Origin of the sequence: Bacillus cereus group sp. BfR-BA-01349 (genome assembly GCF_022663795.1) — a bacterium.
Classification (GTDB): domain Bacteria; phylum Bacillota; class Bacilli; order Bacillales; family Bacillaceae_G; genus Bacillus_A; species Bacillus_A cereus.
The window spans coordinates 63,719-80,324 of sequence record NZ_JAKUGE010000007.1; the positions used below are offsets into that span (position 1 = coordinate 63,719).

The following is a 16,606-nucleotide window of genomic DNA, read 5'->3' on the forward strand; positions in this document are numbered from 1 at the left end:
ATGATTCGAGTATTAATCGTAGATGATCATCAAATTGTAGGCGAAGGAACAAAGAACATGATTGAATTAGAAGAAGATATGCAAGCAGAATATATTTTAAATGAACAGGAAGCACTTATAAAAAGTGACGCTACACCTTTTGACGTATACCTCTTAGATATGAATATGCCCAATTGTAGTGGTATTGAACTCGCCCAGAAAATATTACATATTCAAACAGATGCAAAAATCATTTTATATACAGGTTTTGAATACGTATCCCAATTCAATTTATTAATAAACTCTGGTATCAGCGGCATTATTAGTAAATCAGCTTCTCAACAAGAGCTATTAATGGCAATTCGTGCCGCTGTAAACGGATATACTTTACTTCCTATTTCGTTATTACGTCAACTACGTAAAGACGATATAATGACTCAACAACTTGAAAATAAAACCGCTCTTCTTACACAAAAAGAATTAGAAATCTTAGAATCCGTCTCTAAAGGAAGTAGCAATAAACAAATTGCTGATGAACTGTACATGAGTTCAAGAGCTGTAGAATACAACCTAACAAAAATCTTCAAAAAATTAAAAGTAGGATCACGCTCCGAAGCTTTAACAGAAGCAATGAGACAAGGCATTTTGAAAGTACACATATAAAATGAGACTTCCATCAGTTTGTTTTGTTTAACCCTCAAATAATGAGATAAATAAAAAAGTCCTAACCTACAAAACGTAAGTTAGGACTTTTTGACGCGCCCAGAGGGATTCGAACCCCCGGCAGACGTGGTACCGGAAACCACCGCTCTATCCGACTGAGCTATGGGCGCATGATTATAGAAAACACTTCATTTTCTTCTCATAATAATAGCAATAAAATCCATTTAAATCAATAAAAATATCCCCGTAATACCTTATGCATCTTAGCTAAAAGCATATAAAATCCATTCCACCCCTAAATTTTCCAATCATAAATTCTCCCCAACTCACAAATTATAATCTTTGAATTGATATTCCAAAGGGGGCTTCATTCAATGACTGTAATTACAAAATTAAAGCAGACTGTTTCTGGATTAAAAAGTGCCCAAGCTAGCTTAGAGGGATTCGCTCTTGATACGGATAACCAACAAGCTAAGCACCTTTTCCAAACAGCTGCGCAGCAAACACAAACGATTATCGATTCTTTAAACCCACGTGTTGAAGAAGTCCAACAAGAAGAACCACAATACTCACAGCAATAACGAACCAATCTTGCTGTGAAATAGAAAAAGGATGATATGCAGTCATCCTTTTTCTATCACATTACATATTGCAATAGAAATGGAATGATAATTATGCGAAAACTCGGCCTCATAACCGCATTATTTGCACTTCTATTTAGCTCTTTTACCGGATGTGATAATAGTCCTTTAGATAAAAAAGTGAAAGAAGAAGCAAAACGAACGGAGAAAGAAAAAGGTCCAAAGTTAACAAAGACGAGTACGGAATCCTTTAATCAATCTATATCACAAGGAGCGAAGAAAAGAGCTCTCGCTATGGATGAAATTATAAAAAGCACAGCAGTGAATTCAAATTTAGATCTCTACATAGCAGTTACACCTGAGCATCACGAAAGGTTTGGATTAAAGCCGCTGCGCAGCAAACTTCAAAAGCAACTAAGTGATGAGCACCCTACTTTCGATGTTCGTGTCAGTACAGATAAAAAAATCTTTATGTTACTCGAAAAACTCGAAAGAAAAATTAAGGAAAAAGAAGTATCTAAAGATGAAATTAATAAACAATTAAAATTCATTGGTAAAAAATGGAGTCTAACACTTAACGCTTTTTAAAAGAAAAGGAAGGATTGCAATGTCTAGTAAAGATAAAAACTTAACCCCTGTACAACAGGAGTATAAAAAATTCGAACAAGAACGCGAACCGAAACGACCTGTCTTAAAAAATTGTATAAAAGCCTTTTTCGTCGGTGGTTTTATTTGCTTCATCGGACAACTCATTTCTACTTTTTACATCACATATTTTGATTTCACTGAACGCTCAGCAGGCAATCCAACAGTCGCAACTCTCATTTTCATCTCCATGTTACTAACTGGATTTGGTATATACGATCGTTTTGGACAGTTTGCCGGTGCTGGTACAGCTGTACCTGTTACTGGATTTGGTAACTCTGTTATTGCCGCATGTATTGAGCATCGAACGGAAGGATTTGTCCTTGGCGTTGGCGGCAATATGTTTAAACTAGCTGGTTCTGTTATTTTATTTGGTGTATTTTCCGCTTTCGTCATCGCACTTATTAAAACTATTCTCGTTCAATGGGGAGGGCTATAAATGTTACAAGGACACCGAACGTGGGTATTTGAAAACAAACCAGTCATTATCTCAACAGGGGTTGTCGGTGGACCATTTGAAGCAAAGGGGAACATCCCAGAAGACTTCGATATCCTTCATGAAGATTTATGGCTTGGACAAGATTCCTATGAAAAAGCACATAAGATTTTATTCGAAGAAGCTTGTAGTCGCGCTACTGAAAAAGCAGAGCTTCGTAAAGATGATATTCAATTCGTACTCGCAGGAGATTTAATTAATCAAATTACTCCAACAAGCTTTGCTTGCCGCACACTTGGGACTCCTTATCTCGGATTATTCGGGGCTTGCTCTACTTCTATGGAAGGTTTAGCACTTGGGGCAAGTATCGTAAATGCAAAAGGTGCAAAATATTTATTAACTGGAGCTTCAAGCCATAATACAGCTGTAGAAAAACAGTTCCGCTACCCTACCGAATACGGTGGACAAAAGCCGCCTACTGCACAGTGGACAGTAACCGGAGCAGGAGCCGCTATTTTAAGCGATACTGGACACGGTCCAAGAGTAACCTCTGCAACAATCGGCCGAGTGGTTGATATGGGATTAACGGATCCGTTTAATATGGGAGGCGCAATGGCTCCAGCTGCAGTTGATACAATTGAAGCCCATTTACGTGAACGTCAAATTGATGCCTCTTACTACGATTTAATCGTAACAGGCGATCTCGGACATGTAGGACGCGAAATTGCTTATGACTTACTACATAAACACGGAACGAAAGTAACGAGCGAACAATTTCAAGATTGCGGAATTATCATTTATAGAGAAGGACAACCTGTCATAGCTGGTGCTAGCGGACCTGGATGTTCCGCAACAGTCGTGTACGGTCATTTATTAAACCGAATGAAAAGAGGAGAGTTCAAAAAAATACTTGTCGTTGCGACAGGCGCTTTACTATCTCCACTTACATTCCAACAAGAAGAAACGATTCCGTGTATCGCTCACGCCGTTTCGATTGAATTTGGAGGTGCAACGCAATGATTTTTTTCTGGGCTTTCGTCATTGGCGGACTCATATGTGTAATCGGCCAACTTATGTTTGATGTCGGCAAACTAACACCTGCTCATACAATGGCAACACTCGTTGTTGCTGGAGCTATATTAGATGGATTTAATTTGTATGAGCCATTAATTGATTTCGCTGGAGCCGGGGCAACTGTACCTATTACAAGCTTTGGTAATGCCCTCGTTCATGGCGCAATGGAAGAAGCTGCAAAACATGGCATCGTTGGCGTTATTACCGGCATGTTTAAAGTAACGAGCGCCGGTGTATCAGCGGCTATTATTTTCGGCTTCATTGGAGCATTGTTATTCAAACCGAAAGGATAAGAGGTGTTTATATGACTGTTATCGCTAGCGTAAAAACTTGCCTTGCTAGTGTAAGGGGCGCTCAAGCAAGTTTAAGCTCCCTTTCATTAAATTCACAAGACGAAGAATCAAAACGCGTATTTCATGAATGTATGTTAGAAATGGACAGCGTCATCGCTGATTTAAAGGATAGAATTTCAGTATTAGAACGTGAAGAACCTCAATATAAAGGGTTTTAAGTAGACTGGAGGAAACGACTATGTCTCACCTGCCGGAATGGACACTTGTCATTCTTCGCTCTGTATTCATATTAATTATTTTATTCGCTATTACGAAATGGTTAGGCAAAAGACAAATCTCTCAGCTTTCCTTTTTTGAATACATAGCCGGAATGACGATTGGTGACATCGCTGCCCAAGTATCTACAGGGCTCGATTCAAAATTTTTTCACGGCGTCTTTGCGATACTCATTTTCGCTGTGGTACCTTTTTTAACAGGAATCCTCTCTTTAAAGAACAAAACAGCTCGGGACTTCTTTGAAGGGAAATCTACCGTATTAATAAAAGACGGAAAGATACTCGAAGATAACTTAAAGAAAGAAAAATATACGAGTGACGAATTACTGGAACTTCTCCGTGGAAAAAGTGCGTTCAGCGTAGCTGAAGTCGAATTTGCTGTCTTAGAACCGAGCGGAGAATTAAATGTATTATTAAAGAAAGATTCCCAGCCACTTACAGCAAAAGACATCGGTTTAAAAGTACCAAACGAGAAAGAACCACAAACTGTTATTATGGATGGAAATATACTAGATGAACCTCTTTCAGCAAGCGGACATAACCGCGCTTGGCTACATTCAGAATTAGAAAAACTCGGTGTTGTTATTGAAAATGTCTTCCTCGGTCAAGTGGATTCATACGGACAACTTACTATCGACATTTACAATGACAAACTCCAAATGCCTTCTCCTCAAAACAAACCTTTATTATTAGCATCTTTAAAAAAATGTCATGCTGATCTTGAACTATTTTCCCTAGAAACAAAGTCGAAATCAGCAAGCGAAATGTATAGTAAAAACGCGAAACAAATCGAAAAGATTTTAAATAAAGTAACCTATCTTTTAAAAGACTAATTATCGAAAGAACGCTTCAGTTAAAAGGCGTTCTTTTCTTTTTTCTCCAGTTTTTATAACGTTTAAATTTATGTAATTCGGTTATGATGTTGAAGATACATAAGCAGGGAATTTCGAAAACATAGCGAATATTTCATAGTACAACTACATATTTTTTTGATTTAAAGTGGTTTCGTTTGACCTTTATTGACCATAATTGTATTATAAGACTAAGAAAGCTTTATAAGGAGGAAATAACAGATGAATTTAATTCCTACAGTAATTGAACAAACAAATCGTGGAGAACGCGCTTACGATATTTACTCTCGACTATTAAAAGACCGCATCATTATGCTTGGTAGTGCAATTGATGACAACGTAGCTAACTCAATCGTTTCCCAGCTTTTATTCTTGGAATCTCAAGATCCAGAAAAAGATATTCACATCTACATCAACAGCCCTGGTGGTTCTATCACAGCAGGTATGGCAATCTATGATACAATGCAGTTTATTAAGCCACAAGTATCAACAATCTGTATCGGTATGGCAGCATCTATGGGTGCATTCTTACTTGCAGCAGGTGAAAAAGGAAAACGTTATGCACTTCCAAACAGTGAAGTAATGATTCACCAACCACTTGGAGGAGCACAAGGTCAAGCGACTGAAATCGAAATCGCTGCAAAACGTATCCTATTCTTACGTGAAAAACTAAACCAAATTCTTGCTGACCGCACTGGTCAACCACTTGAAGTACTACAACGCGACACAGACCGCGACAACTTCATGACAGCGGAAAAAGCTTTAGAATACGGTTTAATCGATAAGATCTTTACAAATCGTTAATAACTAAAAGCGGAAGCAGCTCGTTCAAAATCGCAGGGCGATGGAGCCCCTGATTCCGAGGCGCTTTTTGCCTCGAATGAAGGGGCGAAGCGACCGGAGATTCTAGCCGCTGAAGCTAGATACATAAAAAAGCACCCTATTACAGGGCGCTTTTTTATTATCATGCACCTCCGTCTGGATACCCATCCTGGTATTCACCTAAATATATCAGCGATTTTTCAAATATATCGACCGTAACTCCGATTATATCGGCGATTATTTTAATATATCGACGTTTCGACACCACTTATCGACTTACCGACAATCCTCGACAAGCACATCCCCCTTAAATACCCCTCCCCGCTAATTCGCACAGACAACAAAACAAAAAAGCTATCGCATATACGCGATAGCTTTTTATTGTACATATGCAGCTAATGCTTCTAAAGCCTCTTCTGCATCTGAACCTTCTGTTGTAATTGTTATCATGCTTCCAGTTCCAATTGCTAAGCTCATAATCCCCATTATGCTCTTTGCATTTACTGTCTTTCCATCTTTCTCGATGAAGATATCTGCATGAAAGCGATTTGCCTCTTGTACAAACAACGCAGCCGGACGTGCTTGTAAACCGTTTTTTAATGAAACCTGAACTCTTTTTTGAACCACAGCTCCATTTCCCCTTTAACCTCTTATTTTTTTGCTACCGTTTCCCCCGCGCGTAATTTCTCTGCAATTTCATCGATTTTACGCAAACGATGATTAATACCCGACTTACTAATCTTCCCCCCGGATACCATCTCACCTAACTCTTTCAATGTTACATCTTGATAATCTCTTCGTAATTGTGCAATCTCTTGTAGTTTATCCGGCAATATATCAAGACCAACTGTCTCATCAATGTAACGAATATTTTCAATCTGCCTTAGTGCTGCACCAATTGTTTTATTTAAATTAGCTGTTTCGCAGTTCACTAAACGATTTACAGAATTACGCATATCACGTACGATTCGAATATCTTCAAATCTTAAAAGTGCATTATGAGCACCTATAATATTTAAAAACTCTGTAATTTTTTCTGCTTCTTTCAAATACGTAATGTACCCTTTTCTTCTCTCCAGCGTCTTACTATTTAAATCAAATCCGTTCATCAGTTCACATATAGCATCATTATGTTCCTTATATAACGAAAAGATTTCTAAATGATAAGATGATGTTTCTGGGTTATTTACTGAACCACCTGCTAAAAATGCACCGCGTAAATACGATCGTTTACAACATTTCTTCTCAATCAGTTCTTGTGATATATTTCGAATAAATGAAAAGTCATCTCGAACGATATGAAGATCAGCTAATATTTCGCGAGACTTCTCAACAAGCCGCACAATATATACATTATTTTTCTTCAATCGCATTTTTTTACGAACAAGTAATTCTACCGTCACGTCATATCCTTTTTTCAAAAGCGTATAAATCCTTCTTGCAATTGCCGCATTTTCCGTTTGAATATCGATAGATAGACGACGGTTTGAAAAAGAAAGCGACCCGTTCATTCGAAGTAGCGCTGATAATTCTGCTTTCTCACAGCATTCCTTCATCTCAAGATTCGTCAACTCTTTCTTTGTTTCTGATGCAAATGACACAGTCAACACCTCCTTATACGATTATTGCGGAACAAAATTCTTGTCCTATATGAATGAGGAGCGCTACCTCAAACGAGGCAACGCATATTTATAACAATGAATATAAAATCGAAGCTAACTTTAACGTATCATGCCTTACAACATGATCATCATACTTCGCTAATCCCTCTTGAATAACATCAATATTATTTTCAACAAAACGTTCTTCATCCACTACAACTGGTGTAGACATTTCTTCATCATATAACTTACGTAATTCACAAGGAATCTCACGGTTATTTACAATTGCAGTATTGATAAATGGTTGCCCTAAATGATCGTGTAACGCCTGCACATGATCAAAAGCAGTATATCCCATCGTTTCACCCGCTTGTGTCATAACGTTACATACATATACCTTCTTCGCCTTTGCAGCAAGAACAGCGTCTCCAATTTTGTTAACAACTAAATTGGGTAATATACTCGTATACAAACTTCCTGGGCCGAAAACAAGTAAATCAGCTCGTTTAATCTCAGCCAACGTTTCATGCAATGGCTCTACATCTTCTGGAGTCAAAAAGACGCGATTAATCTTCTTTCCGTAATAAGGAATCTTTGATTCACCTGTTACAATTTCTCCATCTTCAAGTTCCGCATGAAGTACCGCACTTTGATTCGCTGCTGGTAATACACGTCCTCTGACATTTAATACTTTACTTGTTTCCGTAATCGCATGGAAAAAGTCTCCTGTAATCGAGGTCATACCTGCCAACAATAGATTTCCTAACGCATGACCTTTCAGTCCGTCTCCTGTGGTGAAACGGTGCTGAAATAAAGCTTCCACCAATGGCTCTACATCCGATAACGCAACAAGTACGTTACGGATGTCACCTGGAGGTGGAATTTCTAGCTCATCACGTAATCTACCTGAACTGCCACCATCATCAGCAATTGTAACAACTGCTGTAATATCAACAGGATATTGCTTTAATCCTCTTAATAAAACAGAGAGTCCAGTTCCGCCTCCCATGATGACAATTTTAGGCTTTCTCTCTTTTTTCATCCCTTAATGGCCCTTTCTCTTCTCCACATCACGATGAGATACATGAACACTATACTCTGGTTTCAAATGTTTCCCAAGGTATTCTGTAAGCGTAACAGAACGATGCTGTCCACCTGTACATCCAATTGCAATTACAAGTTGACTTTTGCCTTCTCTTTTATAATGAGGCAGCATGAAAGTAATCAGATCCGTCAACTTCTCTAAAAACTTATGTGTCTCATTAAATTTCAGTACATACGAAGAAACTTCTTCATCTAGTCCTGTTAATGGCTTCATATGTGGAATGTAATATGGATTTGGTAAAAACCGAACATCAAATACTAAATCTGCATCAATTGGAATACCGTACTTAAATCCAAATGACATAACATTTACACGAAATGCTTGCTCAGTTTCTGTTGAGAACAAGTGAACAATTTTTTCACGTAATTCTTTTGGTTTTAAATCCGATGTATCAAGCACAATATTCGCTCGTGCTTTCATATCTGTTAATAAATTGCGCTCTGCTTCGATTCCCTTTAACGGCAAACCAGTTGGTGCAAGTGGATGCGAACGTCTCGTTTCTTTATAACGAGTTACAAGCGTACTATCTTTCGCATCTAAAAATAAAATATGAGGAATAATCCATGTACGTTCTGATAAATCATCAAGTGCTCCCCATAAATGTTCGAAAAACTCGCGGCCACGTAAATCAATACCAAGTGCCACTTTATTCATTTTCCCTTTTGAATCCGCCATAAGCTCAATAAACTTTGGCAATAACATCGGTGGTAAATTATCTACACAAAAATATCCTAAATCTTCAAAACTTTGTAAAGCTACTGTTTTTCCAGCTCCAGACATCCCTGTAATAATTACCATTTTTATATCATTATTCTCTGTCATCGTATCCTCTCCTTGACGGTTTAACTCGGATCTAATCGATATGAAAGCAACTCAAAATCTGGGGTATATACAAATGTACCGTAGATTATGCCATTTCCTTTAATTAAATAATCAATAATGTGATAATCTCCTGGCGCCATTGCTAAATCATCAATTTTATCAAATGTATGCCAACCAATGATGCCTTCTTCGCTCTCTAGTTTGTTTTCTCCTGCAAAATCTGTCGCTAAAAAGGAGAACATCATCCATTCAGAAACAACTTTATCACCTTCTTGGATGACAAAGGTGAAGACCCCCTTTAACGCTGGATTTTTCAAATAAATACCTGTTTCTTCACGATACTCGCGAACAACGGAATCTCTTACAGTCTCCCCACGCTCCATTTTCCCGCCTGGTGCAACCCACCAATTCCGGCGAGGTTTTTGGAGTAAGAGTACTTCATTATCTCTAATTAACACACAGTTTGTCACTCTTTGCATGTTTCTTCACCTCAGCTACTTGCAGTAAAATTCCTCACTGCATACTTCTTTCATTATACTATCAAAAACAGTTTGCTACAACGAAGGAGCCAGTCCTCTTTCGCTAAGCATATGCTACTCAGCAATTTTAAAAAAGCTTTCTATAACAAGCTTATACTTTTAATGAATAGCATGAAAAATCCCCTTAACGATTTTTATCGCCAAGGGGATTAAAGCCCTTATTTCTTACCGAAATAAGTAACAATCGCAAATCCTAAAATAAAGGTAATGATTGAACTTATAATTGAAAATCCACCAGTCGGAATCCCAGGGAATACAATTACAATCGAACCGATTACAAGTCCAATAATTGCCGCAAATGTCATACTTTTATAACGATCTAATAAAAAACTAATGCCTTTACTACTTACAACAAATCCAACCATAACACCAGCACCGATAACCACGATTAAAGGTAAATTAAGTGTAGTTAAAGCGTTAATTGCTGTTGGATACACACCAATAATTAATAAAATAAACGATCCACTAATCCCAGGAAGCAGCATGGCCATACTAGCCATCCATCCTGCGAAAAATAAACCAATTGCATTTAAAATTGTTAACGTCGTAATTGGATCTGCTGCCTTATCTGGTTTAAAGAAAGCTGTAATCGCAACAAGAATTGCTGCAACTATTAATAAAACGATGTGCTTACCTTTAAACGACGACTTTGCATCAGCTTCCCTCATTAACATCGGTAATATACTAATAATTAAACCGAGGAAGAAAAATTGAGTCGGTTCATAATGATTTGCAAGTAAATATTTAATAACGTGACTTAACGTTAAAAATGCCGCTGCCACACCAGCTGCAAGGGGAATTAAAAATCCTAAATGTTTTTTCCATTCACGACTAAAGAATCCACTAATTGCCGCAAGCAATTGTTCATAAATCCCTAACACAACAGCGATTGTACCGCCGCTCACACCAGGAATTAAATCACTAACGCCCATACAAAATCCACGATATATATTACGCCATTCCATACTGAATAAATTCCTCATTTCTTATAGTGATTTTTTCCGTAAAGTCCAGTATATCAATAAGAAAGCTTATAATCCTTATATTTTTTGACAAAACTTTGATATTTTCACATAAAAAAAGAAGAAAGCTCCTGTCGGTAGCTTTCTTCTCACAAGGTATATTATCCCTTATTTTTCTGATACAGTTTTTAATTCCTCTAATAATTCTTCTACGTAATGTTGTGCACTTTGCGCTGCAATACTACCGTCACCTGTTGCAGTTACAATTTGACGAAGCATTTTTTCACGAACATCACCAGCTGCGAAAATACCAGGGATTTTCGTTTCCATACGCTCGTTCGTTTCAAGGTAACCATTTTCATTTGTAATACCTAGTTCAACAAATGGTTTTGATAAAGGTAACATACCGATGTATACGAATACGCCGTCAGTTTTGACTTCTTTCTCTTCTCCACTATTTACATCCACAAGTGTTACACTTCCTACTTTACCACTTGCTTCGTTGATTTCTTTTATAGTGTGATTCCAAATGAAATCTACTTTTTCGTTTTGGAAAGCACGGTCTTGTAAAATTTTCTGTGCACGAAGCGTGTCACGACGGTGAACGATCGTTACTTTTGATGCGAAGCGTGTTAAGAACACACCCTCTTCAACAGCAGAATCTCCGCCACCAATTACGATAAGCTCTTTTCCTTTAAAGAATGCTCCGTCACATACTGCACAATATGATACACCGCGGCCGCCAAGTTCTGTTTCACCCGGTACACCAATTTTTTTATACTCTGCACCGCTTGCAACGATAATTGCACGTGCTTTATATTCTTTTTTACCAGCAATAATTGTTTTGTATTCTTTACCATCGATGACTTCTTTCACATCACCGTATGCATATTCAGCACCAAATTTCTTCGCATGCTCAAACATTTTATTTGATAAATCTGGCCCTAAAATAGACTCATAACCTGGGTAGTTTTCTACATCTTCCGTGTTTGCCATTTGGCCACCTGGAATACCACGCTCAAGCATTAATGTGCTTAAATTTGCACGAGATGTATATACTGCAGCTGTCATACCAGCTGGTCCTGCACCAATAATAACGACATCATAAATTTTTTCTTCTGACACACTATTCACTCCTATCCATTCCTACACAATTAAGTTACCCTCATTATACTGTTAGCATCATTTTTTTCCCAATGATTTGCTTATCTTATGTGTGCGTACGCTTAACAGCTTGCACATACTTTCGGACAGTCGCTACAGATACATTATATACATCTCCAAGCTCCGACTGTGTCATTTTATTTCCTTGTTCGCCGCGTACAATGTATTCAATCGCAGCTGACCAGCCGTACACATTTGTAAATATGTCTCCAGATGTATATAAACGTATGAACGTACAAAACCAAAAGTGTAAACACTCTTCAATTAATTCATCATCTTTTTTCGTATAATTATATAATGCATCCGCAATTCTCGCGCACTGCTCAAATTGCTGTAAATCAGCTGGAATACTCTTATGACTATTAAGTAAAAAGAAGTACTTTGCAAGTTGCGATACGATGGGAACACCATTCTTCGCTTGCGTTATATCAAAGAAGAATCCAACCTTCTCCGGCGTTGACAATTCATTCATTAAATATAAAGCTAGCATTTGTTCTTCTAGCGTCGCACTTTGCTGAAATGATTTTCGTAATTCTTCAAATAACACGTTTTGTCCTTCATCTGCTAAATTCAGCGCATTCCACGGTTCTTTTCCCTTTTTATCAGGATGTAATTCCACGACATATTGCCACATTTTTTCAGCTAGTTGCTGATCTTTCACCATATACGCAGAATATGCAAACCAATAATAAAAACTAACGTCTCCCTCATATCCTTGACGCTTTAATAGTTTGAACCACTTATATGCATGCTCGAAATAACCAATTGTTGCGAGTGTAGTTCCCAGTTTCAAACGATGTTCAAATGAAATCGGATATACCGAAACTAGCTGTCCCGCTAATGCCTCTACTTGTTTATGCTCTCCAATTGAATATAGAAAAATAAGCGTATTACAAAGCGCATGTATATTACCAGGGTTTTTCTCTAAAATCATTTCTGTTAACTTCAGTGCTTTGTCTACATTACCAGATTGAAAATGTGCAATGGCTAAATTATTATGACCTGACCAAAATTCCGGATAATCTTTCGTAACAATTTCTAATGTAGCAATTGCTTCTTCCAATTGTCCATTACGAATATAGCGATTCGCTTCTTCCTGCATAACAATTAAATCATCTTCATCTTCAATCTCTTCCGCACCCATTGCTTCTTCTTCCATAATCTCAAGAAGTTCTAATGTATCTTCTACGAATTCCTTCTCTTTTGCAACTTCTAAATAACGATCTGCATATTTCTTCGCCTGTTGAAATAACCCCATATATGCATAATTATTTGCAATAAAATAATAGCACTGTTCAAGTTCTGGATTAGATCTAACTAACTTTAAGAAGATTTGATTCGATTCTTGATATTCACCAGCCTCAGATAATACTGATGCTAATTGACATAAAATAAACGGCTCCTTCTCACTTTGTGCCGCTCTTCGAAAATATTTAATTGCATCTTGCAATTTTTGTCCTTTGTAAGCTCTCATCCCTTTTTTATAAAAGAAGTCCGCTAATTGATTAAAAGAGATAACTTGTCCGTTCTCCTTATATATCCTTTGATTTTTCCCCATATATCCTCCAGTTTTTTGTTTTCTTCGTTCACACATTCTTCTATCTATAAGTATAAACGATTCCGTAAAAAACAAAACAGTATATTATACTCAATTATTTCCTTTTTATTCATAAAAAAAGAGGAGAAATGTTACATTTTCACCATGAACCTTCTCTTGCGGTCATTTGCTCTTTCGTATAAATAATACGCATTGGATTTCCACCTACGAAAGCACCGCTCGGTACATCTCTATGAACAAGTGTGCCAGCTGAGACAGTCGCACCGTCTCCAATTTTCACACCTGGTAATATTGTTACATTCGCTCCAATCATTACTTCATTTCCAATGACGATTTCGCCAAGTCGATATTCACGAATTAAATATTCATGTGCTAAAAGCGTTGTGTTATAGCCAATAATCGAATTCTCTCCCACAGTTATCTTTTCTGGGAACATAATATCCGGCATTACCATAAGCGCAAATGATGTTTTCTTTCCTACTTTCATCCGTAAAAAAGTGCGGTACAACCAATTTTTGACGGATAAAAATGGTGTGTAACGCGCAATTTGGATAATAATAAAGTTTTTCATTACCTTCCAAAAAGACACTGTTTTATATACATTCCATAACGAATTTTCTCCTGAAACAGGATAGCGCGTTGTCCGTCGCACTTAGCTCGCTCCTCTACTAACTTACTTGGACCTTTATGAACGGTTCATATTAGACAAAATCGGTAGCAAATCACTCATTTTATCTAGCATAAAGTCCGGCTTATAAGCCTCTAAATACGCTCTACCTTTCAACGTCCATGAAACCGCAGCTGTTTTCGTCCCCGCATTTTGACCACCGACAATATCATGATGATTATCCCCAACCATCAATGCCTCTTCTGGTTTTGCATCTAATAATTCAAGCGCTTTTTGAAGTGGCTCCGGATGTGGTTTCACATGCTCTACATCATCAATTGTCACGACAACATCAAAAAATTCATCAAGCTTTGACAACTGTAATCCCATCTCAACGGTTTGTCTCGCTTTCGTTGTAACAATACCAACTTTATAACCTTGCTTCTTCAACTCTCGAACTGTTTCATATACAGTTTCATATTCTTCTACTAATTCATCATGATGATCATGGTTAAATTTGCGATAGCTAGTAATCATCTCTTCAACCTTACTTTCATCAATCTTGCTGAAAGTATCATGCAAAGATGAACCGATAAATGGCAACACATCTTCACGCTTATATTGATTTGGATAATATGTATTTAAAGTATGTAAAAACGAAGAAATAATAAGTTCATTTGTATTAATTAAAGTTCCATCTAAATCAAATAACACGGTATTTATTCTCATCGCCTTAGTCCTTTCGCCTTCCTGAATATGAAAGAAGCAGCATCTTATAATAAGATGCTACTTGTCTCTAATTTTCTAAATATCTTTTATCAGCTTGCCCCATTTTTCGTCTCACAATAATGAAAATAATAGAAATAACAACAAGTCCAATTGACATTACTTGTGCAATACGAAGTGGTCCTAGCATTAAACTATCTGTACGTAAGCCTTCTACGAAGAAGCGTCCTACTGAATACCAAATTAAATATGTGAAGAATAACTCCCCGCGACGTAAATTCACTTTTCTTAATGCAAGTAGTAAAATTACACCTGCAAAATTCCATAATGATTCATATAAAAACGTCGGATGATAGTACACACCCTCAATATACATTTGATTAATAATGAAGTCTGGTAAATGAAGACCTTCTAAAAACTGTCTCGTTACTTCATCACCATGCGCCTCTTGGTTCATAAAGTTTCCCCATCGGCCAATTGCTTGTCCTAGTAAAATACTTGGTGCAGCAATATCAGCCAACTTCCAGAAGGAAACCCCGCGTCGCTTCGCAAAAAGAATTCCGGTAATAACAGCTCCGATTAAACCACCATGAATCGCCAAACCACCTTGACGAATATTAATAATTTGACTCGGATTTTGTGCGTAATATTCCCATTCAAAAATAACATAGTACATTCTCGCAAAAAGAATAGCGATCGGTACTGCAATTAATACAAGGTCAACAAATGTATCTTTTGGAATACCTAGCCTTTCTCCCTCGCGAGTTGCCAGCCAAAGACCTAATAGCACACCTGTACCGATAATAATCCCGTACCAATACACAGGAAACGGCCCAAGTTGGATAGCTACACGGTCAAGCTGTGGTACAGAAGCTAACAGCATATGTATATGACCTCCCTCTCCAAAGTTTACTCCTGATTTCCTAACTCAATTGCACTCATTAATCGTTCAGAGAACTGCTGTGCTGCATTGACTCCCATACGTTTCAAACGGAAGTTCATCGCTGCTACTTCAATAATAACAGCCAAGTTTCGACCAGGACGAACTGGAAGTGTAATCTTCGTAAGTTCTGTATCAATAATCTTCATCTTCTCTTCATCAAGACCTAAGCGATCGTAATTTTTCTTTTGATCCCAAATTTCAAGATTAATAACAAGTGTAATACGCTTATAATTTCGCACTGCCCCTGCACCGAATAACGTCATAACGTTAATAATACCTAGACCACGAATTTCTAATAAATGCTCAATTAAATCTGGTGAACTTCCGACTAACATATCTTCATCTTCTTGACGAATTTCTACACTATCATCCGCAACAAGACGGTGACCACGCTTTACAAGCTCAAGAGCTGTCTCACTTTTACCAACACCACTTTGACCTGTAATTAAAACACCAACGCCGTAAATATCTACTAACACACCATGAACAGCTGTTGTTGGTGCTAACTTACCTTCTAAATAGTTTGTTAAACGACTTGATAATCTCGTTGTCGTTTGAGAAGAACGTAATAAAGGCATACCTGATTCACGTGATGCTTGTAATAACTCATCTGGTACATCTTGATTACGAGTTACAATAATACATGGCGTCTCCTCAGTACAAAGCGCTTTCATTCTCTCTTGTTTTTGCTCTGACGTTAACGTGTCAAAGAAAGTAAGCTCCGTTTTACCAAGAAGCTGCACACGATCTGCTGGATAGTATGTAAAAAATCCTGCCATTTCAATTCCAGGTCGTGATAAATCACTTGTATCAATTGGACGATGAATACCTTCTTCACCACTGATTAACTCCAATTGAAATTGTTCAATTAAATCTTTTGTCCTTACTTTCGGCATATGTATAAACCTCCACTCCGCTGCGGGTTCAGTCTCGTTTGATGTAAAATTCCATTCTATCGGA

General features: G+C 37.5%; 21 protein-coding genes and 1 tRNA gene. 9 read left to right on the forward strand and 13 right to left on the reverse strand.

The window, feature by feature from the left end; translation table 11 throughout:
• The gene (locus tag MR169_RS06170; RefSeq protein WP_000621762.1) at positions 1-642 is read left to right on the forward strand and encodes a response regulator transcription factor; all 642 of its coding nucleotides are present in this window, start codon (positions 1-3) and stop codon (positions 640-642) included.
• Positions 643-736: 94 nt separating this feature from the next.
• Here the strand turns inward: MR169_RS06170 and MR169_RS06175 are convergent.
• Positions 737-812, reverse strand: a tRNA-Arg gene (locus MR169_RS06175).
• A gap of 204 nt (positions 813-1,016) precedes the next feature.
• On the opposite strand from MR169_RS06175, the gene MR169_RS06180 reads away from it, so the two are divergent.
• From MR169_RS06180 to clpP, 8 genes are all read left to right on the forward strand, one after another.
• Positions 1,017-1,223: a DUF1657 domain-containing protein gene (locus MR169_RS06180; protein WP_242319126.1), complete on the forward strand. Its 207-nt coding sequence runs from the start codon at positions 1,017-1,019 to the stop codon at positions 1,221-1,223.
• A 93-nt stretch (positions 1,224-1,316) separates the two neighbouring features.
• On the forward strand, positions 1,317-1,811 hold the full coding sequence (locus MR169_RS06185; RefSeq protein WP_242319127.1) for a YhcN/YlaJ family sporulation lipoprotein: 495 nt from the start codon (positions 1,317-1,319) through the stop codon (positions 1,809-1,811).
• Positions 1,812-1,830: 19 nt separating this feature from the next.
• Positions 1,831-2,307 (forward strand): stage V sporulation protein AC, encoded by a 477-nt coding sequence (gene spoVAC, locus MR169_RS06190; protein ID WP_000095399.1) that lies wholly within the window; start codon positions 1,831-1,833, stop codon positions 2,305-2,307.
• Positions 2,308-3,324, forward strand: a complete 1,017-nt coding sequence (spoVAD, locus tag MR169_RS06195) for a stage V sporulation protein AD (RefSeq protein ID WP_000938972.1) — start codon at positions 2,308-2,310, stop codon at positions 3,322-3,324. It begins immediately after the preceding gene.
• Positions 3,321-3,671, forward strand: coding sequence for a stage V sporulation protein AE (gene spoVAE / locus MR169_RS06200; protein WP_000575919.1), 351 nt, complete (start codon positions 3,321-3,323; stop codon positions 3,669-3,671). Before spoVAD ends, spoVAE begins: the two co-directional genes overlap by 4 nt.
• A gap of 11 nt (positions 3,672-3,682) precedes the next feature.
• Positions 3,683-3,889 carry a DUF1657 domain-containing protein gene (locus MR169_RS06205; RefSeq protein WP_000215909.1) on the forward strand — a complete coding sequence of 69 codons (207 nt, stop codon included), beginning with the start codon at positions 3,683-3,685 and terminating at the stop codon, positions 3,887-3,889.
• Between the two features lie 20 nt (positions 3,890-3,909).
• The gene (locus MR169_RS06210; RefSeq protein ID WP_016118878.1) at positions 3,910-4,779 is read left to right on the forward strand and encodes a DUF421 domain-containing protein; all 870 of its coding nucleotides are present in this window, start codon (positions 3,910-3,912) and stop codon (positions 4,777-4,779) included.
• A gap of 240 nt (positions 4,780-5,019) precedes the next feature.
• Positions 5,020-5,601, forward strand: a complete 582-nt coding sequence (gene clpP, locus MR169_RS06215; protein ID WP_001049162.1) for an ATP-dependent Clp endopeptidase proteolytic subunit ClpP — start codon at positions 5,020-5,022, stop codon at positions 5,599-5,601.
• 396 nt (positions 5,602-5,997) lie between these two features.
• Here the strand turns inward: clpP and MR169_RS06220 are convergent, their stop codons facing one another.
• The 12 genes from MR169_RS06220 to hprK all read right to left on the reverse strand — a co-directional run bounded on the left by MR169_RS06220 (position 5,998) and on the right by hprK (position 16,542).
• The gene (locus MR169_RS06220) at positions 5,998-6,246 is read right to left on the reverse strand and encodes an HPr family phosphocarrier protein (protein WP_000250307.1); all 249 of its coding nucleotides are present in this window, start codon (positions 6,244-6,246) and stop codon (positions 5,998-6,000) included.
• Between the two features lie 23 nt (positions 6,247-6,269).
• Complete coding sequence (gene whiA, locus MR169_RS06225) at positions 6,270-7,220, reverse strand: DNA-binding protein WhiA (RefSeq protein ID WP_000006560.1); 951 nt, start codon at positions 7,218-7,220, stop codon at positions 6,270-6,272.
• A gap of 88 nt (positions 7,221-7,308) precedes the next feature.
• Positions 7,309-8,262 carry a gluconeogenesis factor YvcK family protein gene (locus tag MR169_RS06230; protein WP_000712186.1) on the reverse strand — a complete coding sequence of 318 codons (954 nt, stop codon included), beginning with the start codon at positions 8,260-8,262 and terminating at the stop codon, positions 7,309-7,311.
• Positions 8,263-8,265: 3 nt separating this feature from the next.
• The gene (gene rapZ, locus MR169_RS06235) at positions 8,266-9,147 is read right to left on the reverse strand and encodes an RNase adapter RapZ (protein WP_000138459.1); all 882 of its coding nucleotides are present in this window, start codon (positions 9,145-9,147) and stop codon (positions 8,266-8,268) included.
• 20 nt (positions 9,148-9,167) lie between these two features.
• Positions 9,168-9,626 (reverse strand): NUDIX hydrolase, encoded by a 459-nt coding sequence (locus tag MR169_RS06240; RefSeq protein ID WP_001190080.1) that lies wholly within the window; start codon positions 9,624-9,626, stop codon positions 9,168-9,170.
• Positions 9,627-9,844: 218 nt separating this feature from the next.
• Positions 9,845-10,651, reverse strand: coding sequence for a DUF368 domain-containing protein (locus MR169_RS06245; RefSeq protein ID WP_000455196.1), 807 nt, complete (start codon positions 10,649-10,651; stop codon positions 9,845-9,847).
• A 165-nt stretch (positions 10,652-10,816) separates the two neighbouring features.
• Positions 10,817-11,773 (reverse strand): thioredoxin-disulfide reductase, encoded by a 957-nt coding sequence (gene trxB, locus MR169_RS06250; RefSeq protein WP_001288078.1) that lies wholly within the window; start codon positions 11,771-11,773, stop codon positions 10,817-10,819.
• 85 nt (positions 11,774-11,858) lie between these two features.
• Positions 11,859-13,370 carry a tetratricopeptide repeat protein gene (locus tag MR169_RS06255; RefSeq protein ID WP_000517720.1) on the reverse strand — a complete coding sequence of 504 codons (1,512 nt, stop codon included), beginning with the start codon at positions 13,368-13,370 and terminating at the stop codon, positions 11,859-11,861.
• A gap of 139 nt (positions 13,371-13,509) precedes the next feature.
• Positions 13,510-14,022 (reverse strand): acyltransferase, encoded by a 513-nt coding sequence (locus MR169_RS06260; RefSeq protein ID WP_001255070.1) that lies wholly within the window; start codon positions 14,020-14,022, stop codon positions 13,510-13,512.
• A gap of 33 nt (positions 14,023-14,055) precedes the next feature.
• Entirely contained in the window at positions 14,056-14,706 is a 651-nt protein-coding gene (ppaX, locus tag MR169_RS06265; RefSeq protein ID WP_242319128.1) for a pyrophosphatase PpaX, read from the reverse strand.
• Between the two features lie 67 nt (positions 14,707-14,773).
• Positions 14,774-15,586, reverse strand: a complete 813-nt coding sequence (lgt, locus tag MR169_RS06270; protein ID WP_000922848.1) for a prolipoprotein diacylglyceryl transferase — start codon at positions 15,584-15,586, stop codon at positions 14,774-14,776.
• Positions 15,587-15,612: 26 nt separating this feature from the next.
• On the reverse strand, positions 15,613-16,542 hold the full coding sequence (gene hprK / locus MR169_RS06275) for an HPr(Ser) kinase/phosphatase (RefSeq protein ID WP_001127250.1): 930 nt from the start codon (positions 16,540-16,542) through the stop codon (positions 15,613-15,615).
• Positions 16,543-16,606 lie beyond the last annotated feature (64 nt).

What these genes read in the sequence shown, in the direction of transcription:
- MR169_RS06170 (WP_000621762.1), top strand. Translation starts at nt 1, where the DNA reads ATGATTCGAGTATTAATCGTAGATGATCATCAAATTGTAGGCGAAGGA.
- MR169_RS06180 (WP_242319126.1), top strand. Translation starts at nt 1,017, where the DNA reads ATGACTGTAATTACAAAATTAAAGCAGACTGTTTCTGGATTAAAAAGT.
- MR169_RS06185 (WP_242319127.1), top strand. Translation starts at nt 1,317, where the DNA reads ATGCGAAAACTCGGCCTCATAACCGCATTATTTGCACTTCTATTTAGC.
- spoVAC (WP_000095399.1), top strand. Translation starts at nt 1,831, where the DNA reads ATGTCTAGTAAAGATAAAAACTTAACCCCTGTACAACAGGAGTATAAA.
- spoVAD (WP_000938972.1), top strand. Translation starts at nt 2,308, where the DNA reads ATGTTACAAGGACACCGAACGTGGGTATTTGAAAACAAACCAGTCATT.
- spoVAE (WP_000575919.1), top strand. Translation starts at nt 3,321, where the DNA reads ATGATTTTTTTCTGGGCTTTCGTCATTGGCGGACTCATATGTGTAATC.
- MR169_RS06205 (WP_000215909.1), top strand. Translation starts at nt 3,683, where the DNA reads ATGACTGTTATCGCTAGCGTAAAAACTTGCCTTGCTAGTGTAAGGGGC.
- MR169_RS06210 (WP_016118878.1), top strand. Translation starts at nt 3,910, where the DNA reads ATGTCTCACCTGCCGGAATGGACACTTGTCATTCTTCGCTCTGTATTC.
- clpP (WP_001049162.1), top strand. Translation starts at nt 5,020, where the DNA reads ATGAATTTAATTCCTACAGTAATTGAACAAACAAATCGTGGAGAACGC.
- MR169_RS06230 (WP_000712186.1), bottom strand. Translation starts at nt 8,262, where the DNA reads ATGAAAAAAGAGAGAAAGCCTAAAATTGTCATCATGGGAGGCGGAACT.
- rapZ (WP_000138459.1), bottom strand. Translation starts at nt 9,147, where the DNA reads ATGACAGAGAATAATGATATAAAAATGGTAATTATTACAGGGATGTCT.
- MR169_RS06240 (WP_001190080.1), bottom strand. Translation starts at nt 9,626, where the DNA reads ATGCAAAGAGTGACAAACTGTGTGTTAATTAGAGATAATGAAGTACTC.
- MR169_RS06245 (WP_000455196.1), bottom strand. Translation starts at nt 10,651, where the DNA reads ATGGAATGGCGTAATATATATCGTGGATTTTGTATGGGCGTTAGTGAT.
- MR169_RS06255 (WP_000517720.1), bottom strand. Translation starts at nt 13,370, where the DNA reads ATGGGGAAAAATCAAAGGATATATAAGGAGAACGGACAAGTTATCTCT.
- ppaX (WP_242319128.1), bottom strand. Translation starts at nt 14,706, where the DNA reads ATGAGAATAAATACCGTGTTATTTGATTTAGATGGAACTTTAATTAAT.
- lgt (WP_000922848.1), bottom strand. Translation starts at nt 15,586, where the DNA reads ATGCTGTTAGCTTCTGTACCACAGCTTGACCGTGTAGCTATCCAACTT.
- hprK (WP_001127250.1), bottom strand. Translation starts at nt 16,542, where the DNA reads ATGCCGAAAGTAAGGACAAAAGATTTAATTGAACAATTTCAATTGGAG.